Origin of the sequence: Lentzea sokolovensis, assembly GCF_033949975.1 — a bacterium.
Taxonomy (GTDB): domain Bacteria; phylum Actinomycetota; class Actinomycetes; order Mycobacteriales; family Pseudonocardiaceae; genus Lentzea; species Lentzea sokolovensis.
This window is the reverse complement of the sequence record NZ_JAXAVU010000009.1, coordinates 858,905-882,764: the sequence shown is the minus strand read 5'-3', so window position 1 is coordinate 882,764 and position 23,860 is coordinate 858,905. Positions and strand designations below refer to the sequence as shown.

The 23,860-nt window shown below is 65.5% G+C and carries 37 protein-coding genes; all 37 read right to left on the bottom strand.

Features of this window, described 5'->3' with window-relative positions:
* Positions 1–188: 188 nt before the first annotated feature.
* Positions 189–983, bottom strand: coding sequence for a tRNA pseudouridine(38-40) synthase TruA (gene truA / locus SK854_RS21935; protein WP_319976927.1), 795 nt, complete (start codon positions 981–983; stop codon positions 189–191).
* Between the two features lie 59 nt (positions 984–1,042).
* A complete protein-coding gene (gene rplQ / locus SK854_RS21930; protein ID WP_319976926.1) occupies positions 1,043–1,606 on the bottom strand; it encodes a 50S ribosomal protein L17 in 564 nt (187 codons plus the stop codon).
* 51 nt (positions 1,607–1,657) lie between these two features.
* A complete protein-coding gene (locus SK854_RS21925) occupies positions 1,658–2,716 on the bottom strand; it encodes a DNA-directed RNA polymerase subunit alpha (protein WP_319976925.1) in 1,059 nt (352 codons plus the stop codon).
* A gap of 167 nt (positions 2,717–2,883) precedes the next feature.
* Positions 2,884–3,489 carry a 30S ribosomal protein S4 gene (gene rpsD / locus SK854_RS21920; protein WP_045309822.1) on the bottom strand — a complete coding sequence of 202 codons (606 nt, stop codon included), beginning with the start codon at positions 3,487–3,489 and terminating at the stop codon, positions 2,884–2,886.
* Between the two features lie 23 nt (positions 3,490–3,512).
* Positions 3,513–3,920: a 30S ribosomal protein S11 gene (gene rpsK / locus SK854_RS21915; RefSeq protein ID WP_030478320.1), complete on the bottom strand. Its 408-nt coding sequence runs from the start codon at positions 3,918–3,920 to the stop codon at positions 3,513–3,515.
* A gap of 37 nt (positions 3,921–3,957) precedes the next feature.
* Positions 3,958–4,338 carry a 30S ribosomal protein S13 gene (rpsM, locus tag SK854_RS21910; protein WP_089915254.1) on the bottom strand — a complete coding sequence of 127 codons (381 nt, stop codon included), beginning with the start codon at positions 4,336–4,338 and terminating at the stop codon, positions 3,958–3,960.
* Positions 4,339–4,555: 217 nt separating this feature from the next.
* The gene (gene rpmJ / locus SK854_RS21905) at positions 4,556–4,669 is read right to left on the bottom strand and encodes a 50S ribosomal protein L36 (RefSeq protein WP_010148647.1); all 114 of its coding nucleotides are present in this window, start codon (positions 4,667–4,669) and stop codon (positions 4,556–4,558) included.
* 25 nt (positions 4,670–4,694) lie between these two features.
* Positions 4,695–4,916, bottom strand: a complete 222-nt coding sequence (gene infA, locus SK854_RS21900) for a translation initiation factor IF-1 (RefSeq protein WP_005166804.1) — start codon at positions 4,914–4,916, stop codon at positions 4,695–4,697.
* A 122-nt stretch (positions 4,917–5,038) separates the two neighbouring features.
* On the bottom strand, positions 5,039–5,620 hold the full coding sequence (locus tag SK854_RS21895; RefSeq protein ID WP_319976924.1) for a hypothetical protein: 582 nt from the start codon (positions 5,618–5,620) through the stop codon (positions 5,039–5,041).
* A gap of 207 nt (positions 5,621–5,827) precedes the next feature.
* Positions 5,828–6,610 carry a type I methionyl aminopeptidase gene (map, locus tag SK854_RS21890; RefSeq protein WP_319976923.1) on the bottom strand — a complete coding sequence of 261 codons (783 nt, stop codon included), beginning with the start codon at positions 6,608–6,610 and terminating at the stop codon, positions 5,828–5,830.
* Between the two features lie 50 nt (positions 6,611–6,660).
* Positions 6,661–7,221 (bottom strand): adenylate kinase, encoded by a 561-nt coding sequence (locus SK854_RS21885; RefSeq protein WP_319976921.1) that lies wholly within the window; start codon positions 7,219–7,221, stop codon positions 6,661–6,663.
* Complete coding sequence (gene secY / locus SK854_RS21880; protein WP_319976920.1) at positions 7,222–8,532, bottom strand: preprotein translocase subunit SecY; 1,311 nt, start codon at positions 8,530–8,532, stop codon at positions 7,222–7,224. It lies immediately after the preceding gene.
* A 609-nt stretch (positions 8,533–9,141) separates the two neighbouring features.
* Positions 9,142–9,585, bottom strand: coding sequence for a 50S ribosomal protein L15 (gene rplO, locus SK854_RS21875; RefSeq protein WP_093591187.1), 444 nt, complete (start codon positions 9,583–9,585; stop codon positions 9,142–9,144).
* Positions 9,582–9,767: a 50S ribosomal protein L30 gene (gene rpmD, locus SK854_RS21870; RefSeq protein ID WP_030478313.1), complete on the bottom strand. Its 186-nt coding sequence runs from the start codon at positions 9,765–9,767 to the stop codon at positions 9,582–9,584. The genes rplO and rpmD overlap by 4 nt, the downstream gene beginning before the upstream one ends.
* A gap of 2 nt (positions 9,768–9,769) precedes the next feature.
* Positions 9,770–10,378 carry a 30S ribosomal protein S5 gene (gene rpsE / locus SK854_RS21865; RefSeq protein WP_053733140.1) on the bottom strand — a complete coding sequence of 203 codons (609 nt, stop codon included), beginning with the start codon at positions 10,376–10,378 and terminating at the stop codon, positions 9,770–9,772.
* Between the two features lie 34 nt (positions 10,379–10,412).
* Positions 10,413–10,814 carry a 50S ribosomal protein L18 gene (gene rplR, locus SK854_RS21860; RefSeq protein ID WP_090015388.1) on the bottom strand — a complete coding sequence of 134 codons (402 nt, stop codon included), beginning with the start codon at positions 10,812–10,814 and terminating at the stop codon, positions 10,413–10,415.
* 1 nt (position 10,815) lies between these two features.
* Positions 10,816–11,355 carry a 50S ribosomal protein L6 gene (gene rplF / locus SK854_RS21855; protein ID WP_045309814.1) on the bottom strand — a complete coding sequence of 180 codons (540 nt, stop codon included), beginning with the start codon at positions 11,353–11,355 and terminating at the stop codon, positions 10,816–10,818.
* 12 nt (positions 11,356–11,367) lie between these two features.
* Entirely contained in the window at positions 11,368–11,766 is a 399-nt protein-coding gene (gene rpsH / locus SK854_RS21850) for a 30S ribosomal protein S8 (protein ID WP_030478309.1), read from the bottom strand.
* Between the two features lie 121 nt (positions 11,767–11,887).
* Positions 11,888–12,073: a type Z 30S ribosomal protein S14 gene (locus tag SK854_RS21845; RefSeq protein WP_030473455.1), complete on the bottom strand. Its 186-nt coding sequence runs from the start codon at positions 12,071–12,073 to the stop codon at positions 11,888–11,890.
* Between the two features lie 4 nt (positions 12,074–12,077).
* The gene (gene rplE / locus SK854_RS21840) at positions 12,078–12,641 is read right to left on the bottom strand and encodes a 50S ribosomal protein L5 (RefSeq protein WP_093591184.1); all 564 of its coding nucleotides are present in this window, start codon (positions 12,639–12,641) and stop codon (positions 12,078–12,080) included.
* A gap of 2 nt (positions 12,642–12,643) precedes the next feature.
* Positions 12,644–12,958: a 50S ribosomal protein L24 gene (gene rplX, locus SK854_RS21835; protein ID WP_090046578.1), complete on the bottom strand. Its 315-nt coding sequence runs from the start codon at positions 12,956–12,958 to the stop codon at positions 12,644–12,646.
* Between the two features lie 2 nt (positions 12,959–12,960).
* Positions 12,961–13,329 carry a 50S ribosomal protein L14 gene (gene rplN, locus SK854_RS21830; RefSeq protein ID WP_030478306.1) on the bottom strand — a complete coding sequence of 123 codons (369 nt, stop codon included), beginning with the start codon at positions 13,327–13,329 and terminating at the stop codon, positions 12,961–12,963.
* Positions 13,330–13,401: 72 nt separating this feature from the next.
* Positions 13,402–13,683 (bottom strand): 30S ribosomal protein S17, encoded by a 282-nt coding sequence (rpsQ, locus tag SK854_RS21825; protein ID WP_065915974.1) that lies wholly within the window; start codon positions 13,681–13,683, stop codon positions 13,402–13,404.
* The gene (rpmC, locus tag SK854_RS21820) at positions 13,680–13,922 is read right to left on the bottom strand and encodes a 50S ribosomal protein L29 (RefSeq protein ID WP_089915286.1); all 243 of its coding nucleotides are present in this window, start codon (positions 13,920–13,922) and stop codon (positions 13,680–13,682) included. Before rpmC ends, rpsQ begins: the two co-directional genes overlap by 4 nt.
* Positions 13,922–14,341: a 50S ribosomal protein L16 gene (gene rplP / locus SK854_RS21815; RefSeq protein ID WP_030473461.1), complete on the bottom strand. Its 420-nt coding sequence runs from the start codon at positions 14,339–14,341 to the stop codon at positions 13,922–13,924. Before rplP ends, rpmC begins: the two co-directional genes overlap by 1 nt.
* A gap of 3 nt (positions 14,342–14,344) precedes the next feature.
* Positions 14,345–15,175, bottom strand: a complete 831-nt coding sequence (gene rpsC / locus SK854_RS21810) for a 30S ribosomal protein S3 (RefSeq protein WP_319976918.1) — start codon at positions 15,173–15,175, stop codon at positions 14,345–14,347.
* Entirely contained in the window at positions 15,175–15,573 is a 399-nt protein-coding gene (gene rplV, locus SK854_RS21805) for a 50S ribosomal protein L22 (RefSeq protein WP_319976917.1), read from the bottom strand. The genes rpsC and rplV overlap by 1 nt, the downstream gene beginning before the upstream one ends.
* 34 nt (positions 15,574–15,607) lie before the next feature.
* Positions 15,608–15,889 carry a 30S ribosomal protein S19 gene (rpsS, locus tag SK854_RS21800; protein WP_030478300.1) on the bottom strand — a complete coding sequence of 94 codons (282 nt, stop codon included), beginning with the start codon at positions 15,887–15,889 and terminating at the stop codon, positions 15,608–15,610.
* 18 nt (positions 15,890–15,907) lie between these two features.
* Positions 15,908–16,741 carry a 50S ribosomal protein L2 gene (gene rplB, locus SK854_RS21795; protein WP_089949047.1) on the bottom strand — a complete coding sequence of 278 codons (834 nt, stop codon included), beginning with the start codon at positions 16,739–16,741 and terminating at the stop codon, positions 15,908–15,910.
* 19 nt (positions 16,742–16,760) lie between these two features.
* Complete coding sequence (rplW, locus tag SK854_RS21790; RefSeq protein WP_045309807.1) at positions 16,761–17,060, bottom strand: 50S ribosomal protein L23; 300 nt, start codon at positions 17,058–17,060, stop codon at positions 16,761–16,763.
* Positions 17,057–17,743: a 50S ribosomal protein L4 gene (gene rplD, locus SK854_RS21785; protein WP_093591181.1), complete on the bottom strand. Its 687-nt coding sequence runs from the start codon at positions 17,741–17,743 to the stop codon at positions 17,057–17,059. Before rplD ends, rplW begins: the two co-directional genes overlap by 4 nt.
* Entirely contained in the window at positions 17,743–18,393 is a 651-nt protein-coding gene (gene rplC, locus SK854_RS21780; RefSeq protein WP_093591178.1) for a 50S ribosomal protein L3, read from the bottom strand. Before rplC ends, rplD begins: the two co-directional genes overlap by 1 nt.
* Before the next feature lie 27 nt (positions 18,394–18,420).
* Complete coding sequence (gene rpsJ / locus SK854_RS21775) at positions 18,421–18,726, bottom strand: 30S ribosomal protein S10 (protein ID WP_003938093.1); 306 nt, start codon at positions 18,724–18,726, stop codon at positions 18,421–18,423.
* 586 nt (positions 18,727–19,312) lie between these two features.
* On the bottom strand, positions 19,313–20,506 hold the full coding sequence (tuf, locus tag SK854_RS21770) for an elongation factor Tu (protein WP_319976916.1): 1,194 nt from the start codon (positions 20,504–20,506) through the stop codon (positions 19,313–19,315).
* 148 nt (positions 20,507–20,654) lie between these two features.
* Positions 20,655–22,757 carry an elongation factor G gene (gene fusA, locus SK854_RS21765; RefSeq protein WP_319976915.1) on the bottom strand — a complete coding sequence of 701 codons (2,103 nt, stop codon included), beginning with the start codon at positions 22,755–22,757 and terminating at the stop codon, positions 20,655–20,657.
* A 77-nt stretch (positions 22,758–22,834) separates the two neighbouring features.
* Positions 22,835–23,305, bottom strand: coding sequence for a 30S ribosomal protein S7 (gene rpsG, locus SK854_RS21760; protein ID WP_030478293.1), 471 nt, complete (start codon positions 23,303–23,305; stop codon positions 22,835–22,837).
* Positions 23,305–23,679, bottom strand: coding sequence for a 30S ribosomal protein S12 (rpsL, locus tag SK854_RS21755; RefSeq protein ID WP_030473471.1), 375 nt, complete (start codon positions 23,677–23,679; stop codon positions 23,305–23,307). The genes rpsG and rpsL overlap by 1 nt, the downstream gene beginning before the upstream one ends.
* Between the last annotated feature and the right edge of the window lie 181 nt (positions 23,680–23,860).

Genomic DNA, 23,860 nt, shown 5'->3' with positions numbered 1-23,860 from the left:
CGCAACAGGCGTGCCATCTACCCACGCGTGGCGTAGACCCCGGCTTTTGATCAGATTGGCGGGGTCTGGGGCGGAGCCCCAGGAATCAACCGCCACACACGCCCGCAAGGCGACCCACCTACGAACACGAAACAGGCACCCGCCAACGCAACAGGGAGACAACCCACCCCAACGAACGCGCAGCCCCGTCAACGCTCCAACGTGCGAACCCGCCGAGTCGCCTCAGCCCGAGCCGCCAACTCCGAATCCCCAGGAAAATCCACCCGAACCAACGACAACCCATGCGCAGGGGCCACAGTCACCCCACTGGCCCGCCCAGTCAACGACAACAACGACGAAGGCCACTCAACAGCCTTCCGCCCCTCCCCAACAGCCAGCAACGCCCCAATGAGCGACCGAACCATCGAGTGGCAGAACGCATCAGCAGACACAAACGCCGTGACCACTCCATCAGTCTCGGATCGCACCAGCTCAAGCCGCTGCAGTTCCCGGATGGTCGTAGCCCCTTCACGCCGCTTGCAAAAAGCGCAAAAGTCGTGCTCCCCCAGCAAAAGCCCAGCGGCAGCGTTCATCGCGCCAACGTCCAACGGACGAGGCCAGGCCAAGGTGTCCAACCGCCGCAACGGATGCGCTCCGAAGTCAGCATCCGAAACCCGGTACTCGTAGTGCCGCCGCAACGCAGAAAACCGAGCGTCAAAGGCAACAGGCACCACCCGAGCACCAAACACCCGAACGTCGGAGGGCAACGCCCGGGCCAACCGCTTGGGCAGCCCGGCAACATCAACAGACTCAGGCAGATCAGCGTGCGCGACCTGCCCAGACGCATGCACCCCGGCGTCCGTACGCCCAGCCACGGTCAGCGAGACGTCCTCCCGCAACACCATCGACAGCGTGTCCTCGAGAACGCCACAAACAGTCCGCCGCGAGGGCTGCCGAGCCCAGCCGGAGAACTCGGTCCCGTCGTACCCCAGGTCGAACCGCACACGAACAAGCCCGCCGCCCCCAGCAAGGGGAGCGGCGGGCTCGTCAGCGGTCGAACCGGTCAGGACTTGTCCTTCGACTCGTCCTTGGCCTCGTCGTCCTTCGCCTCTTCAGCCTCAACGGCCTCAGCGGTCGGCTCGCCGTCAACCTCGACGGCGTCCTCTGCCTTGGTCTCGTCGGCGTCAGCCTCGACGACAGCGGCCTCGGCCGGCTTCTCGTCCTTGGCGAACTTGGTCTTGCGCGCAGCCTCGGCCTCGGTGGAGACGAGCTTCTGCTGCACCAGCTCGATGATGGCCATGGGGGCGTTGTCGCCCTTGCGCGCCAGCGTCTTGGTGATGCGGGTGTAGCCACCGGAGCGGTCGCTGAAGAACGGACCGATCTCGGCGATCAGCTTGTGCACGACGTCCTTGTCGCGGATCACCTTCATGATCTCGCGACGGTTGTGCAGGTCGCCGGCCTTGGCCTTGGAGATGATCTTCTCGGCGTACGGACGCAGCCGCTTCGCCTTGGCCTCAGTGGTCTTGATCCGGCCGTGCTGGAACAGCGCCGTCGCCAGGTTGGCGAGCAGCAGCCGCTCGTGCGCCGGAGACCCACCGAGCCGTGGGCCCTTGGTAGGGGTGGGCATCGCTTGCTCCTGTAGTAACTAAAAGAGATCCTCTAGCTCTGAATCAGAGCGTCAGAGCTGCTCGGTCTCCGCGTAGTCCTGACCGTCGTCGTGAGTGTCCAGGCCGGCGCCGGCACCCCAGCCGGTGTCACCGGCGTGGTAGTCGGCAGCGGCGGCGGACGGGTCGAACCCAGGAGGCGAGTCCTTCAGGGCGAGGCCGAGGCCGACGAGCTTCATCTTGACCTCGTCGATCGACTTCGCACCGAAGTTGCGGATGTCCAGCAGGTCCGCTTCGCTGCGCGACACCAGCTCGCCGACGGTGTGGATGCCTTCCCGCTTCAAGCAGTTGTAGGAACGGACCGTGAGGTCCAGATCCTCAATAGGCATCGCGAACGCGGCGATGGTGTCAGCCTCGGCCGGCGACGGGCCGATCTCGATGCCCTCGGCGTCGATGTTCAGCTCGCGAGCGAGGCCGAACAGCTCAACCAGGGTCTTACCCGCGGAGGCAACTGCGTCCCTCGGAGTGATCGAGGGCTTGCTCTCCACGTCGAGAATCAGCTTGTCGAAGTCCGTCCGCTGCTCGACACGCGTGGCCTCGACCTTGTACGTCACCTTGAGAACCGGCGAGTAGATCGAGTCGACGGGGATGCGGCCGATCTCGGCGCCCGCCTGCTTGTTCTGGACAGCCGGGACGTAGCCGCGACCGCGCTCGACGACGAGCTCGATCTCCAGCTTCCCCTTGCCGTTCAGGGTCGCGATGTGCAGGTCGGGGTTGTGCACGGTGACACCGGCCGGAGGCACGATGTCGCCCGCGGTCACCACACCAGGGCCCTGCTTGCGCAGGTACATGGTCACCGGCTCGTCCTCTTCGGACGAGACGACGAGCTCCTTGAGGTTCAGGATGACGTCGGTGACGTCCTCCTTCACCCCGGGAACCGTGGTGAACTCGTGCAGCACGCCGTCGATGCGGATGCTCGTGACAGCAGCACCGGGAATCGACGAGAGCAGCGTGCGGCGGATCGAGTTGCCGAGCGTGTAACCGAAGCCCGGCTCCAGCGGTTCGATGACGAACCGGGAACGGGTCTCGGAGACCGCTTCCTCGGCGAGCGAGGGGCGCTGGGAAATCAGCACTGGGTTCTACCTCTCAGACAACGACGCCCGCTATTTGACGCCGTCAACAACAGCCAGCCACGAGGACCGGCAAACGCACTCGGCACACCCTTCGCGCCGATGCGGGACCCGACCCGAGCCACCGTCCACAGTGTTCGATCACTGGGGAGACGGTGGCTCGGAGAGGATCACTTCGAGTAGAGCTCGACGATGAGCTGCTCGGTGACAGGCGTGTCGATCTGCGCGCGCTCGGGCAGCTGGTGCACGAGGATGCGCAGGTTCGAGGCGACGACCTGCAGCCAAGCGGGAATCGGGCGGTCACCGAAGGACGCGCGAGCAGCCTCGAAGGGCAGCGTCGGCATGGACTTCGGCTTCACGTCGATGATGTCGAACTTCGACACCTGGTAGCTCGGGATGTTCACCTTGTGGCCGTTGACCAGAAAGTGCCCGTGGCTGACCAGCTGGCGAGCCTGGCGACGCGTGCGGGCGAGGCCCGCGCGGTACACCACGTTGTCGAGGCGAGCCTCGAGGATCTGGAGCAGGTTCTCGCCGGTCTTGCCGGGGCGACGAACCGCTTCCTTGTAGTAGCGGACGAACTGCTTCTCAAGGACGCCGTAGGTGTAACGAGCCTTCTGCTTCTCCTGGAGCTGCAGCAGGTACTCGGACTCCTTGACCCGACCGCGGCCGTGCTGGCCGGGCGGGTACGGACGGCGCTCGAACGCCTGGTCCCCACCGACGAGGTCAACCTTGAGGCGACGCGAGATACGCGTCGCAGGTCCCGTGTAACGAGCCATTAGTTCTTACTCCTCCCCGTGCCTCAGACCCGGCGCCGCTTGGGCGGGCGGCAGCCGTTGTGGGGCTGCGGGGTCACGTCCTGAATGGTGCCGACCTCGAGACCGGCGGCCTGCAGCGAACGGATCGCGGTTTCACGGCCGGAGCCGGGACCCTTCACGAACACGTCCACCTTGCGCATGCCGTGCTCGGCGGCCTTGCGGGCGGCGTTCTCGGCAGCCATCTGCGCCGCGAACGGCGTGGACTTGCGCGAGCCCTTGAAGCCCACGTGGCCGGCGGACGCCCAGCTGATCACGTTGCCCAGCGGGTCCGTGATGGACACGATGGTGTTGTTGAACGTGCTCTTGATGTGCGCCTGGCCGTGCGAGACGTTCTTCTTTTCCTTGCGCCGGATCTTCTTGACCCCGGCGCCCGTACGGGACTTCGGTGGCAAAACGAGCTCCTAAGTTGAGGGCAGTAGACGCGAGGTCTTACTTCTTGCCGGCCTTCTTCTTGCCGGCGACGGTCTTCTTCGGACCCTTGCGGGTACGGGCGTTCGTCTTGGTGCGCTGTCCGCGAACGGGCAGGCCGCGACGGTGCCGAAGACCCTCGTAGCAGCCGATCTCCATCTTGCGACGGATGTCGGCCTGAACCTCACGGCGAAGGTCACCCTCGACCTTGTAGTTCGTCTCGATGTGGTCCCGCAGCTTGGCGAGGTCGTCGTCCGTCAGATCCTTCACCCGGAGGTCCGGGGAGATCTCCGTGGCGGCGAGCAGCTCCTTGGAGCGCGTACGACCGATGCCGAAGATGTAGGTGAGCGCGATCTCCATCCGCTTTTCGCGGGGGAGGTCGACGCCAGCGAGTCGTGCCATGTGGCGATTAACTCCTGTCGATTACTTCCAGGTCTGCTCCTCGCCCAATTCCGGTGACTGACTCGCTATGTCGTTCCGGCTGCTCTCACAGCCGGTGTCCCGGCCCCGGCCTGGAATCCGGGGGTGTCCGCACACTTGAAGCCCTGTGTGCGGTAGGTGCGAGGAGATTCTCGTTACTGCGTCATCGAGGATCTCGACGAGCGCGCGGTGGAGCTGCTCAGCCCTGGCGCTGCTTGTGGCGCAGGTTCTCGCAGATCACCATGACCCGCCCGTGACGGCGGATCACCTTGCACTTGTCGCAGATCTTCTTGACGCTCGGCTGGACCTTCACGCCTGAGATCTCCTGCTACTGGAGGTCACTTGTAGCGGTAGACGATGCGCCCGCGGGACAGGTCGTAGGGCGAGAGCTCCACGACAACCCGGTCCTCAGGGAGGATGCGGATGTAGTGCTGTCGCATCTTGCCGCTGATGTGCGCGAGTACCTTGTGACCGTTCTCCAACTCGACCCTGAACATCGCGTTGGGGAGCGGCTCGACTACGCGGCCCTCGACCTCAATGGCCCCGTCCTTCTTGCCCATGTCCTCCGCGTTTCGTGACAGTTGTAATAACCTTTGGACGCGCGTCAGCCCGGTTCGATCTCACCTGCAAGGGCATGACTGAACCGGCGCGACTGGTGCGCCACCTGACCAGTGTACGCAGTTCACAGCGGCAACCCAAATCGGGTCCGCTCAGGGCCGCCGCCGGGGTGCGCACCCCGTTCGAGCACGGGCCGCAGCCGCGCGATGTCGTTGATCTCGGACTCGTGCCTGCCGAGCACCGACCTCAACGTCCGCAGACGCTGAGCCGCGGCCCTCGACCCGTACCCGGTGTCGTCGGAACACCTCTGAGCTGCGTTGTTGAGCGCGGCGTCGCCGGATCCGATGCCGTACCCGACCGGACTCGGCTCGCCGGGTTCCCGCTGGATGAAGCCTGCCCGGTCGAGGCAGTGCAGCAACGTCGCCCCGGTCGCCCGCGTCTCCGCGGCCTCCGGGCCTGACTGGAGCAGGGTCTCCCACTCCTGCACGACGACGTCGTGCAGCAGCGTGATGCGATTCACGGCGTTGACGTACTCCCACGACGCGGCGGCACGGACGCTGCCCCCGCACCCGCCGTCGACCGGAGGCGGCGGGCTGACGAAGTTCGGACGCCGCACGACGACGTCGGAGAACGGCGGCGAGCAGCCCTCGGCCGCCGCGATGGTGTCGGCCAGGAAGATCCGGTCGGCGATCCGCTCCGCCGGCACGTCCTGGTAGGTGAAATCGGTGGCCGGCTTGGTGGCAGCACAGCCTGCAAGTGGAATCAGAAGGGCGGACAGGACGAAACGGGTTACCCCCACAATGCCCCCAAGCATTGGACTCGCTCGTCACCACGACCGTATCGAGGCTGACAAACGAAATAGCCCCGCTCACCGGGCAGGTGAGCGGGGCTACGTCCAAAACCGTTGGGGCGCTTAGTCTTCCTCGGGCGCGGTGAGCACCCAGGGGCCGTCCTCGGTGATCGCGACGCTGTGCTCCCAGTGCGCGGCACGGGTGCCGTCGAGCGTGATGACGGTCCAGCCGTCCTCCAGCTCCTGGGAGTCGTCGGTGCCGAGCGTCAGCATCGGCTCGATCGCGATGGCCATGCCGACCTTGAGCCGCGGACCCTTGCCCGGCTTGCCGAAGTTCGGCAGGAACGGCTCCATGTGCATCTTGGAGCCGATGCCGTGGCCGCCGTAGTCCGCCACGACGCCGTACTCGATGCCGTCGCGCTCCCCCGACTCGATTGCCGAGGACTCGATGGCGAACGAGATGTCCGTGAGCCTGCCACCGGGCACCGCTGCCTCGATGCCCGCGAGCATCGACAGCCTGGTCGCCTCGGACAGCTTGTGGTCCGCGGGAGACAGCGTGCCGACGCCGACCGTCACGGCCGAGTCGCCGTGCCAGTCGTCGAGGATCGCACCGCAGTCGATGGAGATCAGATCCCCTTCGGCCAGCACCTGCGTCTTGCTCGGAATCCCGTGGACGATCTGCTCGTTCACCGACGCGCAGATGCTCGCCGGGAAGCCGTGGTAGCCCTTGAACGACGGGATGGCGCCGGCGTCGCGGATGGTCTGCTCGGCGATCTCGTCGAGCTCCCACGTGGAGACCCCGGGCTTCACCGCGTCGACGACGTTGCGCAACGCCCGCGCCACGACCAGGCCGGAGGCGCGCATGGCCTCCAGCTGGCCGGGGGTCTTGATCTCGATCTTGCTCATGCCTTCACTACCTGAGATGACGGAGCGGAGCCGGTCAAGCAGTCCACCTGTCACTTCTCGTCGCGCAACGAGCCGAGCGCGGCGAGCGCCCGCTCGCTGATCTCGTCGATCTCGCCGACCGCGTCGATGGAGATGACCTTGTCCGCGTAGTAGTTCAGCAGCGGCGCGGTCTCGTTGCGGTACACCTGCTGGCGGTGCCGGATGACTTCTTCCTTGTCGTCCGTGCGCCCGCGTGCGAGCAGCCGCTCCACCACGACGTCCTCGTCGACCCGGAACTCCAGCACCGCGTCGAGCGAGTGGCCGTCGACAGCGAGGAACTCGCCCAGCGTGTCGGCCTGGGCGACGTTGCGGGGGAACCCGTCGAGCAGGAACCCGTCCGCGGCGTCGGACTCGGCCAAGCGCTTGCGCACCATCTCGTTCGTGATGGAGTCCGGCACGAGAGCGCCCTCGTCGAGGATGCTCTGCACCTCCAGCCCGAGCTCGGTCTGGTTGCTGATGTGTGACCGGAAGAGGTCGCCCGTCGAGATGTGCGGCACGCCGAGCTTGCGGCTCAGAACTTCGGCCTGGGTGCCCTTGCCCGCACCGGGCGGGCCAACGAGAACGAGTCGCATCTAGCGGAGGAACCCTTCGTAATTGCGCTGCATGAGCTGGCTCTCGATCTGCTTCACGGTGTCGAGACCGACACCGACCATGATCAGAACCGCGGTGCCGCCGAACGGGAAGTTCTGGTTCTGGCCGTCACCGGTCAGGTCCAGGAACAGGTTCGGCAGGATCGCCACGATGCCGAGGTAGAGCGAACCGGGAAGCGTGATGCGGCCCAGCACGAACTTGAGGTACTCGGCGGTCGGACGTCCGGGACGGATGCCGGGGATGAAGCCACCGAACTTCTTCATCTCGTCAGCACGCTCGTCCGGGTTGAACGTGATGCCGACGTAGAAGTACGTGAAGAAGACGATCAGCAGGAAGTACGAGGCGATGTGCACCCAGCTCGACTGCTTGACCAGGTACGTCTGGACGAAGGTGGAGAACCAGTTCGTCTCGGTCGACGAGCCCTGCGTGAGGCGCACGACCAGGTCCGGCAGGTAGAGCAGCGACGAGGCGAAGATGACCGGGATGACGCCGGCCTGGTTCACCTTGAGGGGAAGGTACGTCGACGTGCCGCCGTACATGCGGCGACCGATCATGCGCTTGGCGTACTGCACCGGGATGCGACGCTGGGCCTGCTCGACGTAGATGACGCTCGCGATGATGACGAGAGCGGCCACGACCACGAGGGCGAAGGTGATGCCGCTCTTGTCGAGGATGTTCTTGCCCTCGGCGGGGATGCGGGCGGCGATACCGGTGAAGATCAGCAACGACATGCCGTTGCCGATGCCCTTCTCGGTGATCAGCTCACCCAGCCACATGATGACCGAGGTACCGGCGGTCATGGTGATGACCAGCACGATGAGGGTGAAGATGCTGTCCTTGTTGGGAATGACGTCCTGGTCGCACTCACCGAACAGCTGCCCGCGCACCGCCAGCGCCACGAGACCGGTCGACTGCAGGATCGCAAGCCCGATCGTCAGGTACCGCGTGTACTGGGTCAGCTTGCCCTGACCAGCCTGTCCTTCCTTCTTCAACTGCTCGAACCGCGGGATGACCACGGTGAGCAGCTGGATGATGATGCTCGCGGTGATGTAGGGCATGATGCCCAGCGCGAACACGGACAAGTTCAACAGCGCGCCGCCGCTGAACAGGTTGATCAGCGAGTAGATGTTCTGGCCTTCGAGCTGCTCAGCACACTGCCGCACGTTCCTAAAGGACACGCCCGGCGCGGGCATGGTCGCACCAAGCCGATACACAATGATGATCCCGAGCGTGAACAGGATCTTCTTGCGTAGATCCGGCGTCGCGAGAGCCGAGCGGAATGCGCCGAGCACGCGAACCTCCTGAGCGTTGCCGACCCCCAGGGACCGGCACATGCGGTAGTTGGCAGGCCGAGTCAGGTAGCCACGACCAAGCAACCCGGAGGACATCCGGGTTCAGCCCGCGACTCTAACAGCCCTCCAGGACCAGGCCGTACCCAGTGGCCAATCACAGGTTCCAACTCGTTGATCTCTGACCACACCGCTAGACCATCCGGGGTAGCAGCCCCTGCAAATCCGTGCTACGAGCAGCAATTACGCCGACCGCGAACGTTCACACCAGGCCCGAAGTTCCCGCAGAAATACCCGCAAAGCGAACCCCACATGATCGCCAACGAAGCCGAAGGCGAGCCGTCTTTACCCACCGCCAACGCAACCCTCAAAGCAACGCGCAGCCGCCCAACGCAACAGGCGTGCCATCTACCTACGCGTGGCGCCCTCCCCCGATCAGATTGCCGGGGGTCTGGGGGCAGAGCCCCCAGGGGGAAGCACCCAACGCAAGCCGGCCGCCCGCAAGGCGACCACAGCACAAGCGGCCCGCAAGGCGACACCCTGCGCCCAGAAACACCAAAGGGCCCCGAGGCGAAGCCTCAGGGCCCTTCAGACACGTCCTACAACAGAACGTCAGGCAGACACGGTGGAAGACCCACCAGCGGCAGCCAACTTCTCCACAGCGGTCTTGGAGAACTTGTCAGCCGTGACGTCGAGCTTGACGCTGACGTCACCGTCACCCAGCACCTTGACGAGCGAGCCCTTGCGGACCAGCCCGGCCAGCACCAGCGCGGGAACGTCCACCGAGCCGCCCTCCGGGAAGGAGGCAGCGATGGCGGAAACGTTCACGACCTGGTACTCGGTGCGGAACGGGTTCTTGAAGCCCTTGAGCTTCGGAAGCCGCATGTGCAGCGGCATCTGGCCACCTTCGAAGCGCGGCGAGACGTTCTTGCGAGCGCCCGTGCCCTTCGTACCGCGGCCGGCGGTCTTGCCCTTGGAGCCTTCACCACGACCAACGCGGGTCTTGGCGGTCTTGGCACCGGGGGCGGGACGCAGATCGTGGATCTTGATGGTCACGACTGGACCTCCTCGACAACCACCAGGTGGCGCACGGCGTTGATCAGGCCGAGAACCTGGGGGGTGTCCTCACGCACGACCGACTGGCGGATCTTGCGCAGCCCGAGGGTGCGCATCGACTCGCGGTGGTTGTGCTTGGTACCGATGGTGCTCTTCACCTGGGTGATCTTGAGCTGAGCCATGATCACACCCCCTGACCCGCGCGAGCGCGGATCATGCCGGCGGGAGCCACGTCCTCGAGGGGCAGGCCACGACGGGCCGCGACCTCTTCGGGACGCTGCAGACCCTTGAGGGCCGCCACGGTCGCGTGCACGATGTTGATCGCGTTGTCGGAGCCCAGGGACTTCGACAGCACGTCGTGCACGCCGGCGCACTCGAGGACGGCGCGGACAGCGCCACCCGCGATGACACCGGTACCGGCCGAGGCCGGACGCAGCAGGACCACACCAGCGGCCTTCTCACCCTGGATCGGGTGGGGGATGGTGCCGGCGATGCGAGGCACGCGGAAGAAGTTCTTCTTCGCTTCCTCGACACCCTTGGCGATGGCCGCGGGAACTTCCTTGGCCTTGCCGTAACCGACGCCGACCATGCCGTCGCCGTCACCCACCACGACGAGCGCGGTGAAGCTGAAGCGTCGACCACCCTTGACCACCTTGGAGACGCGGTTGATCGCAACCACGCGCTCGAGGTGGGGGGTCTTCTCCTGGGCCGCGCCGCCGCGGCCGCCGTCACGACGGTCGCGGCGCTCTCCGCGCTCGCCCCCGCCGCCTTCGCGACGCGTACGTCCTGGCATCAGGCGTCCCTCTCAATTCCGGTGATGATCATTGTCAGAACTCCAGCCCCGCCTCGCGAGCGGCGTCAGCCAGAGCCGCGATGCGGCCGTGGTACGCGTTGCCACCGCGGTCGAAAACGACCGCCGTGACGCCGGCGTCCTTGGCGCGGGCCGCGGCCAGCTGGCCGACCTTGGCCGCACGGGCCTTCTTGTCGCCGTCCAGGGCACGGACGTCGGCCTCCATGGAGGAAGCGGACGCGATCGTGTGGCCCTTGAGGTCGTCGATGATCTGCACGGTGATGTGCTTCGACGAACGGTGCACGGCCAGGCGCGGACGCTCGGCAGTTCCGTTGACCTTCTTGCGGAGGCGGAAGTGGCGACGGGCCTTCGCAACACGACGCCTGGTGGAGATGTCCTTGCCCACCGGCTTGCGCTTCGTAACAGTCGACTCGCTCATGTCACTTACCCGTCTTTCCGACCTTGCGACGGATCTTCTCGCCCGAGTAACGGACGCCCTTACCCTTGTACGGGTCGGGCTTGCGCAGCTTGCGGATGTTGGCGGCGACCTCACCGACCAGCTGCTTGTCGATACCCGAGACGGAGAACCGGGTCGGGGTCTCGACCGCGAAGGTGATGCCCGCGGGGGCCTCCACCTTGACGGGGTGCGAGTAACCGAGCGCGAACTCGAGCTCAGAGCCCTTGAGCGCGACGCGGTAACCGACGCCGTGGATTTCCATCTTCTTTTCGTAGCCCTGGGTCACGCCGACGACCATGTTGTGCACGAGCGTGCGCGACAGGCCGTGGAGCGCGCGGTTGCGGCGCTCGTCGTTCGGGCGCTTGACCTCGAGAGTGCCGTCTTCGGCCTTCTCGACGATGATCGGCTCAGCGAGCGTGAGCGTCAGGAGACCCTTGGGGCCCTTGATGCTGACGTCCTGGCCGGCGATGTTCACGTCGACCCCGGAGGGGACAATGATCGGCTGCTTACCGATGCGCGACATGTCTACTCCCCCTTACCAAACGTAGGCGAGGACTTCTCCGCCCACGCCTGCCTTGTTGGCCTGACGGTCGGTCATGAGACCGCCAGAGGTCGAAATGATCGCCACGCCGAGGCCACCGAGAACTCGGGGCAGGCCAGTGGACTTCGCGTACACGCGCAGACCGGGCTTGGACACGCGGCGGAGGCCGGCGATGCTGCGCTCACGGTTCGGGCCGTACTTCAGCTCGACGACCAAGTTCTTGGCCACCTCGCCGTCCTCGTCGCGGTACGAGGCGATGTAGCCCTCGCGCTTGAGGATCTCGGCGATGTTCGCCTTGATCTTGGAGTGCGGCATCACGACCTTGTCGTGGTAAGCCGAGTTCGCGTTCCGCAGACGAGTGAGCATGTCTGCGATGGGATCGGTCATCGTCATGGTGACCTGGTCAACCTTTCTCGCTGCGGTTCACCGGCTCAGGGTCCAGACCTGCCCTCCCGGTGAAGGGAGGGACAGGACGGTCGTGTGCGGGCCTACAGCGAAGTAATGGAGCTTTGAATTACCAGCTGGACTTGCTCACGCCAGGCAGCTCACCGCGGTGAGCCATCTCGCGCAGGCAGATCCGGCAAAGGCCGAACTTGCGGAACACCGCGTGGGGACGGCCGCAACGCTGGCACCGGGTGTAACCCCGGACCTTGAACTTCGGCTTCTTCGCGGCCTTGTTGATCAACGCCTTCTTGGCCATCGACTCAGTTCTCCTTGAACGGGAAGCCCAGGAGCTTCAGCAGCGCCCGGCCCTCCTCGTCGTTCGTGGCGGTGGTGACGACGGTGATGTCCATGCCGCGAGGCCGGTCGATAGCGTCCGGGTCGATCTCGTGGAACATCGACTGCTCGTTCAGTCCGAACGTGTAGTTGCCGTTGCCGTCGAACTGCTTGCCCGAGAGGCCGCGGAAGTCGCGGATACGGGGCAGCGCGATCGTCAGCAGACGGTCGAGGAACTCCCACATGCGGTCGCCGCGCAGCGTGACGCGCGCACCGATCGGCATGCCCTCACGCAGCTTGAACTGCGCGATGGACTTGCGGGCCCGACGGACCTCGGGACGCTGGCCGGTGATGATCGAGAGGTCCTTGACGGCACCCTCGATCAGCTTGCCGTCACGGGCAGCGTCGCCGACGCCCATGTTGACGACAACCTTCACAACGCGCGGAATCTGCATCACGTTGTCGAAGTTGAACTGCTTGTGCAGCTCGCCGGCGATCTCGGCGCGGTAACGCGTCTTGAGCCGCGGGATGATCTTCTCTGCGGTGGTCATGATCAGATGTCCTTCCCGTTACGACGGGAAATGCGGACCCGCTTGCCCTCGTCGTTCGTCCGGTAACCAACACGGGTCGGCTTGCCGTCCGCGTCGACCACCATCACGTTGGAGACGTTGATCGGAGCTTCCTGGGTCACGATGCCACCAGACTGCGCGCCCCGCTGGGTCTGCGTGATCTTGGTGTGCTTCTTGATCCGGTTGACGCCCTCGACCAGGACCTTGCCGGTCTCCGGGTAGGCCTGGATGACCTTGCCCTTCGCGCCCTTGTCCTTGCCGGCGATGACGACGACCGTGTCGCCCTTCTTCACCTTCATGGTCAGAGCACCTCCGGAGCCAGCGAGATGATCTTCATGAACTTCTTGTCGCGCAGCTCACGGCCGACCGGGCCGAAGATGCGGGTACCGCGGGGCTCGTTGTCGTTCTTGATGAGCACGGCGGCGTTCTCGTCGAAGCGGATGTACGAACCATCCGGACGGCGACGCTCCTTGACGGTGCGGACGATGACGGCCTTGACGACGTCACCCTTCTTCACACCGGCACCGGGGATCGCGTCCTTGACGGTCGCGACGATGATGTCGCCGATGCCCGCGTAGCGGCGGCCGGATCCACCGAGAACACGGATGCAAAGGATTTCCTTCGCACCAGTGTTGTCGGCGACACGAAGCCGCGACTCCTGCTGAATCACTTACTTGCTCCTTGACCATTCCTGGCCCGCCGGATTTCCGACCCGACGGGCTCGGTCTGTCTAGATGAAGACTTACTTGGCCTTCTCGAGGATCTCGACGAGCCGCCAGCGCTTGGTCGCCGACAGAGGCCGGGTCTCCATGAGCAGCACGCGGTCGCCGATGCCCGCCGCGTTCTCCTCGTCGTGCACCTTCACCTTGGTGGTGGAGCGCATGATCTTGGAGTAACGCGGGTGCTTCTTGCGGTCCTCGAGCGCCACGACGATCGTCTTGTCCATCTTGTCGGACACGACGAGGCCCTCGCGGACCTTGCGGTCGTTGCGCTTCTCGGTCTGGACTTCGTTGCTTTCGGTCATGCCGCACCCTCACCAGTGGAATCCGGCGAAACGGAGAGCCCGAGCTCCCGCTCCCGCATCACGGTGTAGATCCGGGCGATGTCATGCCGGACCGTGCGCAGCCGCCGGTTGTTGTCGAGCTGGCCCGTGGCCATCTGGAAACGAAGGTTGAACAGCTCTTCCTTCGATTCCTTCAGACGCAGCACGAGCTCTTCCTCGGTGAGCTCACGCAGCTCGGAAGCGGTGGTACCCGCTGCCATCAGAACTCACCACCCTCACGCGTAACGATGCGGCACTTCATCGGGAGCTTGTGGATCGCGCGGCGGAGAGCCTCGCGAGCGACCTGCTCGTTCGGGAAGGCCATCTCGAAGAGGACGCGACCCGGCTTGACGTTGGCCACCCACCACTCCGGCGAACCCTTACCGGAACCCATGCGGGTCTCGGCCGGCTTCTTCGTCAGCGGACGGTCCGGGAAGATGTTGATCCAGACCTTGCCGCCACGACGGATGTGTCGCGTGATGGCGATACGAGCGGACTCGATCTGCCTGTTGGTGACGTAGGCCGGCTCGAGAGCCTGGATGCCGTACTCACCGAAGGTGACCTTCGTGCCGCCCTTGGCAGCGCCCGACCGCTTGGGGTGGTGCTGCTTGCGGTGCTTGACCCTACGAGGGATGAGCATTACTCAGCTCTCCGTCTTCTCTGCAGCAGCCGGGGCCTCGGCCGACGCCGAAGCGTCAGCTGCGGCACGGCCGGCCTCGGTGCTCGTCGCGGTGGTGCCACTGGCACCCGAGCGACGGGCCCGGTTCGGACGCTCGCCACGGTCGCGGCGCGGGGCGCGGTCGGCCTGAGCCGGGGCCGCGTCGAGCGCGCGCTTGGCCGAGATGCCACCGACGATGTCGCCCTTGTAGATCCACACCTTCACGCCGATACGGCCGAACGTGGTGCGGGCCTCGAAGAAGCCGTAGTCGATGTTGGCGCGGAGCGTGTGCAGCGGCACGCGGCCGTCGCGGTAGTGCTCCGAGCGGGACATCTCGGCGCCGCCGAGGCGACCGCCGCACTGCACGCGGATGCCCTTGACCTGCGGCGAACGCATGGCCGACTGAATGGCCTTGCGCATCGCGCGCCGGAAGGCGACGCGGTTGGACAGCTGCTCGGCGACACCCTGTGCCACGAGCTGCGCGTCCGACTCGGGGCTCTTCACCTCGAGGATGTTCAGCTGGACCTGCTTCTTGGTGAGCTTCTCCAGCTCACCGCGGATGCGGTCCGCCTCGGCACCACGACGGCCGATGACGATGCCCGGCCGGGCGGTGTGGATGTCGACGCGCACCCGGTCACGGGTCCGTTCGATCTCCACCTTGGAGATGCCGGCACGCTCCATGCCCTTGCTGAGCAGGCGGCGGATCTTGACGTCCTCCGCCACGTACTCGGCGTACTGCTTGTCTGCGTACCAGCGGGACTTCCAGTCGGTGGTGATCCCCAGCCGGAAGCCGTGCGGGTTGATCTTCTGGCCCACTACCGCGTTCCCTTCGCGCTGGTCTTCTTGGGACGAGACTCCACCTCGATGGTGATGTGGCTCGTCCGCTTGCGGATCCGGTACGCGCGGCCCTGGGCACGCGGGCGGAAACGCTTGAGGGTCGGACCCTCGTCCACGTAGGCCACCGCAACCCAGAGGGTCGAGGGGTCCAGGGACATGTTGTTCTCGGCATTGGCCATGGCGCTGGCGAGCACCTTCGCGACCGGCTCAGAAGCGGCCTGGGGCGCGAACTGGAGCACGGCCAGGGCCTCGCTTGCGTTACGACCCTTGATGAGCTCGACGACGCGACGGACCTTCATGGGGGTGTCGCGGACGTAGCGAGCCCGAGCCACGGCGCGCGGAAACTCCTGCGCCTCAGCGTCCTTACGGGCGTTCATCGCTGCTTTTCCCTTGCTCTTCTCAGTTCGACGCCTAGCGGCGACGAGACTTCCGGTCGTCCTTGATGTGGCCCTTGAAGGTGCGGGTCGGGGCGAACTCGCCCAGCTTGTGCCCGACCATCGCCTCGGTCACGAACACCGGGACGTGCTTGCGACCGTCGTGCACCGCGATGGTGTGGCCGAGCATGTCCGGGATGATCGTGGACCGGCGGGACCACGTCTTGATGACGGTCTTCTTGCCCGCTTCGTTCTGAACGTCCACCTTCTTGAGCAGGTGGTCGTCGACGAAGGGACCCTTCTTAAGGCTGCGAGGCATCCTTCACTCCCTCCCTGCTCAGCGCTTCTTACCGGTGCGACGACGCCGGACGATGAGCTTGTCGCTTGGCTTACGGCGGCGGGTGCGACCCTCGGGCTTACCAGCCGGGTTCACCGGGTGGCGACCACCGGAGGTCTTACCCTCACCACCACCATGCGGGTGGTCAACGGGGTTCATGGCGACACCACGGACGGTGGGCTTCTTGCCCTTCCACCGCATGCGGCCTGCCTTGCCCCAGTTGATGTTCTGGTGCTCCTTGTTGCCGACCTCGCCGAGCGTGGCGCGGCAGCGCACGTCCACGTTGCGGATTTCGCCCGAGGGCATCCGCAGCTGGGCGTACGGTCCGTCCTTGGCCACGAGCTGAACCGAGGCGCCGGCGGAGCGGGCGATCTTCGCGCCGCCACCGGGGCGGAGCTCGATCGCGTGGATCACGGAACCGACCGGGATGTTGCGCAGCGGCAGGTTGTTACCCGGCTTGATGTCGGCCTTGGGGCCGTTCTCAACCGTGTCACCCTGCTTGAGCTTCTCCGGGGCGATGATGTAGCGCTTCTCGCCGTCCGCGTAGTGCAGCAGCGCGATGCGGGCGGTGCGGTTGGGGTCGTACTCGATGTGAGCGACCTTGGCCGGCACGCCGTCCTTGTCGTTGCGACGGAAGTCGATCAGGCGGTATGCCCGCTTGTGACCGCCGCCCTTGTGACGCGTGGTGATCTTGCCCGACGCGTTGCGCCCACCCAGCTTGTGCAGCGGGCGGATCAGCGACTTCTCCGGCGTCGACCGAGTGATCTCGGCGAAGTCGGAGACGCTCGCACCGCGACGACCAGGCGTCGTCGGCTTGTACTTGCGAATGCCCATCTCTACGCAGTCCTCGTCATCAGGCGGCAGGGCCGCCGAAGATCTCGATCGCCTTGCTGTCAGCCGACAACGTGACGATCGCGCGCTTCGTGTCCTTGCGCTTGCCGAAACCGCTCTTGGTCCGCTTGCGCTTGCCCTGGCGGTTGATGGTGTTGACGCTGACGACCTTGACGCCGAAGACCTTCTCCACGGCAATCTTGATCTGGGTCTTGTTCGAACCCGGCGCCACCAAGAAGGTGTACTTGTTCTCCTCGAGCAGCCCGTAGGACTTCTCGGAGATCACGGGAGCAAGCAAGATGTCCCTGTGGTCGGGGATCACTTCGAGGCCTCCTCGTCCACCACGGTCGCCGTGGCCTCAGCCGAGCCAGAACCCTGCTGGGCCTTGCTGGCGAGGAACACGTCGAGCGAGTCCTTGGTGAACACCACGTCGTCATTGACGAGCACGTCGTAGGTGTTGAGCTGGTCGGGCGCGATCACGTGCACGTGCTGCAGGTTGCGCACGCTGACCCACGCGACCTCGTCGGTGCGGTTGAGCACCACGAGAACGCGACGAGCCTGGGTGACCGACTCCAGGACCTTGCGCGCGGTCTTGGTCGACGGGGTGTCCCCGTCCACCAGGCCGGACACGACGTGCACCTGGTTCGCGCGGGCCCGGTCGGAGAGGGCGCCACGCAGAGCGGCGGCCTTCATCTTCTTGGGCGTCCGCTGCGAGTAGTCGCGCGGCTGCGGGCCGTGGACGACGCCACCGCCGGCGAACTGCGGCGCACGCGTCGAACCCTGGCGGGCACGACCGGTGCCCTTCTGGCGGTACGGCTTCTTGCCGCCACCACGAACTTCGCCGCGGGTCTTCGTCGAGTGCGTGCCCTGGCGAGCCGCGGCCTGCTGGGCCACGACGACCTGGTGCAGCAGAGCGACGTTCGCCTGCGCGTCGAAAACGGAGGCAGGCAGCTCGACCGAGCCGGCCGTCTTGCCATCCGGGGTGCGGATCTCAACCGTCGACATCAGGCACCGCCCTTCGCAGCAGTCTTGACGAACACCAGACCGCCCTTGGGACCGGGAACCGCGCCCTTGATGAGCAGCAGGCCGTTCTCAACGTCGATCTTGTGCACCTTCAGGTTCTGGGTCGTCACACGCTCGTGGCCCATGCGGCCAGCCATGCGCAGACCCTTGAAGACGCGACCAGGCGTGGCACAGCCACCGATGGAACCCGGCGAGCGGTGCTTGCGCTGGGTGCCGTGGCTGGAGCCGAGGCCCTTGAAGTTGTGGCGCTTCATGACACCCGCGGTGCCCTTGCCCTTGCTGGTGCCGGTGATGTCGACAACAGCGCCGGCCTCGAACACCTCAGCGGTGATCTCCTGGCCGACCGTGTACTCGCTGGCGTCCGCCGTGCGCAGCTCCACCAGGTGGCGACGGGGCGTGACCCCGGCCTTGGCGAAGTGCCCAGCAACGGGCTTGTTGACCTTGCGCGGGTCAATCGCGCCGGCCGCCAGCTGGACGGCGGTGTAGCCGTCCTTCTCTTCGGTGCGTACCTGGGTCACGACATTGGGCTCAGCCTTGACGACCGTCACCGGGACAACCCGGTTGTTCTCGTCGAAGACCTGAGTCATGCCGAGCTTGGTGCCCAGGATGCCCTTCATCTGCCTGTCAGACATTGGTCCGTTACTCTCCGCGCCCAACGCTTACTGGATGTTGACGTCGACGCTGGCCGGCAGGTCGATGCGCATGAGCGCGTCAACCGTCTTCGGCGTCGGGTCGAGGATGTCGATCAGCCGCTTGTGCGTGCGCATCTCGAAGTGCTCGCGCGAGTCCTTGTACTTGTGCGGCGAGCGGATGACGCAGTACACGTTCTTCTCAGTGGGCAGCGGCACGGGCCCGACAACCCGAGCGCCGGTGCGCGTCACGGTCTCAACGATCTTGCGCGCAGACGCGTCGATCGCCTCGTGGTCGTAGGCCTTGAGCCGGATGCGGATCTTTTGTCCCGCCATAATGGCTTGCCGTTCCTCTGCTTCTCGTAACCGCTGCGGTGCGGTGCCTCGGATGAGGCCTTTTACAGCCTCTTGGCGCGCTCCGCCCCTGTTGAAGTGTCATGGTGCCCGGTCCACGCGGTCGGGCGTGTCGCGCCCGGTGCGCATACCGGTCCCACTCAAGGTCTCCCCGGTGGGATTGGGCCTACCACAGCCCATGCACCCTGATGCCCATCTCCGCAAGGAGGCGTTCACTAACAGGGCGCGGACGCTCAATCGAAAACGCGGACACACGCAAGACGCGCGTCCAGCCTTCATCGAGCAACCCGTAAAGGATGCCACACGGAAGCGAGGCGATCCAAATCGGGGTGGGTGACTTGGACCCAGATCACGTGCGGATCTTGCCCGGTGAGCCGCCGGCGTCCGTCGCATGTGGAGCGACGGGCGCGCCGGTTCCATTGTCCGGCAACAGAATCTCAGCGACGGCTCTTCACCCGCGCGTCGGCGACAGTTCCACGTGAGCTGTCGCACAATTTCCTGCTGAACGACGAAAGCCGGGCCAACGAAGATCGTTGACCCGGCTTCACGCCGAACTGGTGGAGCTAGGTCACTTGATGATCTTGGTGACCGAGCCGGCGCCGACGGTGCGGCCACCCTCGCGAATCGCGAAGCGGAGGCCCTCGTCCATGGCGATCGGCTGGATGAGCTTGACGTCCATACCGGTGGTGTCACCCGGCATGACCATCTCGGTGCCCTCGGGCAGCGTCACAACGCCGGTCACGTCCGTCGTCCGGAAGTAGAACTGGGGACGGTAGTTGTTGAAGAACGGCGTGTGGCGGCCACCCTCGTCCTTCGACAGGATGTAGACCTGCGCGGTGAACTCGGTGTGCGGGGTCGTGGTGCCCGGCTTGACGATGACCATGCCGCGCTCCACCTCCTCGCGCTTGATGCCGCGGAGCAGCAGCGCGGCGTTGTCGCCCGCGCGGCCCTCGTCGAGGAACTTCTTGAACATCTCGATCGAGGTGACGGTCGTCTTCTTCGACGTCTCCTTGATTCCGACGATCTCGATCTCGGAGTTGACGTTGATGATGCCGCGCTCGATACGACCGGTCACCACGGTGCCGCGGCCGGTGATCGTGAAGACGTCCTCGACGGGCATGAGGAACGGCTTCTCGGTGTCGCGCTCCGGCTCCGGGATCGCCGTGTCAACGGCGGCCATGAGCTCCAGAACGGACTTGCCCCAGGTCTCGTCGCCCTCCAGCGCCTTCAGCGCCGAAACGCGCACGACCGGAAGGTCGTCGCCCGGGAACTCGTACTCGGAGAGCAGCTCGCGGACCTCGAGCTCGACGAGCTCCAGGATCTCCTCGTCGTCCACCATGTCGGCCTTGTTCAGGGCGACAACGATGTAGGGAACGCCGACCTGGCGGGCCAGGAGGACGTGCTCCTTCGTCTGCGGCATCGGACCGTCGGTCGCCGCGACCACGAGGATGGCGCCGTCCATCTGCGCCGCACCCGTGATCATGTTCTTGATGTAGTCGGCGTGACCGGGGCAGTCAACGTGCGCGTAGTGACGGTTCTCCGTCTGGTACTCGATGTGCGCGATCGAGATCGTGATGCCGCGCTGCTTCTCTTCCGGCGCCTTGTCGATCTGGTCGAACGCGAACGAGGCGTTGACGTCGGGGTACGCGTCGTGCAGAACCTTGGAGATCGCCGCGGTCAGCGTGGTCTTGCCATGGTCGATGTGACCGATGGTGCCGATGTTGACGTGCGGCTTCGTCCGCTCGAACTTCGCCTTGGCCACTGGATTGTCCTCCTGGACTTCTTTTTTGCTGGTCCGGCGGGCATCTGTGGCCACCCGCCGGACTTACACGTCAGGGTCTGAAAGTAGCGGACCCCAGGGAGAGACCCCCGGAGAGCCCGCGGTGGAACTGCGGTGCTCCGGTGGGGATTTACTCCCCGGTCGCCTTCGCGATGATCTCCTTCGAGACGTTCGCGGGAACCTCTGCGTAGGAGTCGAACACCATCGAGTAGTTGGCACGACCCTGGGTCTTGGACCGCAGGTCACCCACGTACCCGAACATTTCCGACAGCGGAACCAGTGCCTTGACGACACGGACGCCGCTGCGCTCCTCCATGGCCTGGATCTGGCCACGGCGGGAGTTCAGGTCGCCGATCACGTCGCCCATGTACTCCTCGGGCGTCGTGACCTCGACGGCCATCAGAGGCTCGAGGATCGCGGGAGACGCCTGACGGGCGGCTTCCTTGAGGGCCATCGAACCAGCGATCTTGAACGCCATTTCCGAGGAGTCGACCTCGTGGTAGGCGCCATCGAGCAGCGTCACCTTCACGCCGACCAGCGGGTAGCCCGCCAGCACGCCGTACTGCAGCGCGTCCTGCGCACCCGCGTCGACCGACGGGATGTACTCGCGAGGGATGCGACCACCGGTGACGGCGTTGACGAACTCGTAGAGCGCGCCGTCTTCCTTCTTCTCCAGCGGCTCGACGGTGACGAGCACCTTCGCGAACTGGCCGGAGCCACCGGTCTGCTTCTTGTGGGTGTAGGAGTACTTCTCCACCGCACGGCGGATGGTCTCCCGGTACGCCACCTGAGGCTTGCCGATGTTGGCCTCGACCTTGAACTCGCGGCGCATGCGGTCCACCAGGATGTCCAGGTGGAGCTCGCCCATGCCGGCGATGATGGTCTGGCCCGTCTCCTGGTCGAGGTTGACCCGGAACGTCGGGTCCTCCTCGGCCAGCTTCTGGATCGCGGTGCCGAGCTTCTCCTGGTCCGCCTTCGTCTTGGGCTCGATGGCCACCTGGATGACGGGCTCGGGGAAGGTCATCGACTCGAGCACGATGGGGTGCTGCGGGTCGCACAAGGTCTCACCGGTCGTGGTGTCCTTGAGACCGATCACGGCGTAGATGTGGCCCGCGATGGCCTCGGTGACCGGGTTCTCCTTGTTGGCGTGCATCTGGAAGATCTTCCCGATGCGCTCCTTGCGGTCCTTGGTCGCGTTGACGACCTGGGTGCCCGCGGCGACCTTGCCCGAGTAGACCCGGATGTAGGTCAGCTTGCCGAAGAACGGGTGCACGGCGATCTTGAACGCCAGCGCGGAGAACGGCTCGTCCGTGGACGGGCTGCGCTTCACGATGGTCTCGCCGTCCTGCAGCGTGCCCTCGACCGGCGGGAGGTCGAGCGGCGACGGCAGGTAGTCGATCACCGCGTCGAGCATGGGCTGAACGCCCTTGTTCTTGAACGCGGAGCCGCACAGGATCGGGTACGCGGTGCCCGCGGCGACGATCTTGCGGAGGCCGGCCTTGATCTCCTCGACGGACAGGTCGCCCTGCTCGAAGAACTTCTCGGTCAGGTCGTCGTCGGTCTCGGCGACGGCCTCGAGCAGCTGCTCGCGGAACTCCTGCGCCTTCTCGAGCAGATCCGCGGGGATCTCCTCGATCGCGTAGTCCTCGCCCTTCTGGACTTCGCCGCGCCACGTGAGGGCGCGCATCTCGATCAGGTCGACGACGCCGATGAAGTCGCTCTCGGCACCGATCGGGATCTGGAGCGGCAGCGGCTTGGCGGCCAGCCGGTCCTGGATCGTCTTGATCGTGAAGTAGAAGTCCGCGCCGAGCTTGTCCATCTTGTTGACGAAGCAGATGCGCGGGACGTCGTACTTGGTCGCCTGCCGCCAGACCTGCTCGGACTGCGGCTCGACGCCCTCCTTGCCGTCGAAGACGGCGACGGCGCCGTCGAGGACGCGCAGGTTGCGCTCGACCTCGACGGTGAAGTCGACGTGGCCCGGCGTGTCGATCAGGTTGATCTGGTGGTTCTTCCAGTAGCAGGTCGTCGCGGCCGACGTGATCGTGATGCCGCGCTCCTGCTCCTGCTCCATCCAGTCCATCACGGCCGCGCCGTCGTGAACCTCGCCGATCTTGTAGCTGATCCCCGTGTAGAAGAGGATCCGCTCAGTCGTCGTGGTCTTGCCCGCGTCGATGTGCGCCATGATCCCGATGTTGCGGACCATGGAGAGATCAGTGAGCACGTCCTGTGCCACGGGTCTTTCCCCTGTCTTGAGCTTGTGGGCTCACTAGGGCTGGGAGCGCCCGGCTCCTGGTGAAGCCGGGCGGCACATCACCAGCGGTAGTGGGCGAAGGCCTTGTTGGACTCGGCCATCTTGTGCGTGTCCTCACGGCGCTTGACGCTCGCACCGAGGCCGTTGCTCGCATCGAGCAGCTCGTTCATCAGACGCTCGACCATGGTCTTCTCACGGCGCTGCCGGGAGAAGGTGATCAGCCAGCGCAGCGCCAGCGTGGTGGAGCGGCCGGGCTTGACCTCGATCGGCACCTGGTAGGTCGCACCACCGACGCGGCGGCTCTTGACCTCCAGCGACGGCTTCACGTTGTCCAGCGCGCGCTTCAGCGTGACGACCGGGTCGGTGCCGGTCTTCTCGCGAGCGCCCTCGAGGGCTTCGTAAACGATCTTCTCGGCCACGGAGCGCTTACCGTCGACCAGCACCTTGTTGATGAGCTGGGTCACGAGGGGCGAGCTGTAGACCGGGTCAGAGATAAGCGGCCGCTTCGGGGCCGGTCCCTTGCGGGGCATTAGCTCTTCTCCTTCTTCGCGCCGTAGCGGCTGCGAGCCTGCTTGCGGTTCTTGACACCCTGCGTGTCGAGAGAGCCACGGATGATCTTGTAACGAACACCCGGCAGGTCCTTCACACGACCACCGCGGACGAGCACCATCGAGTGCTCCTGGAGGTTGTGACCCTCACCGGGGATGTAGGCCGTGACCTCGATGCCGCTGGTCAGCTTCACGCGAGCGACCTTGCGCAGTGCGGAGTTCGGCTTCTTGGGGGTGGTGGTGTAAACGCGGGTGCACACACCGCGCCGCTGCGGCGAGCCCTTGAGGGCCGCCGTCTTCTGCTTGGCCACCTTGTCCTGGCGGCCCTTGCGGACCAGCTGCTGGATCGTTGGCATTCGCCGGCTACTTCTTCCGTCTTACGGGCTCGCCTTGCGGTTCGCCCACTTGTTTCTTGATCCCTCTCTGCACCCGAGGTCGGGCGTGTCGCCCGCTCCCAAGGTCCGCAAGCAACAGTTCAACTGCCACTGCGAGTGGAGGACACCGCTGCCTCACGGGCACGCGGAGCGGCCCGACATG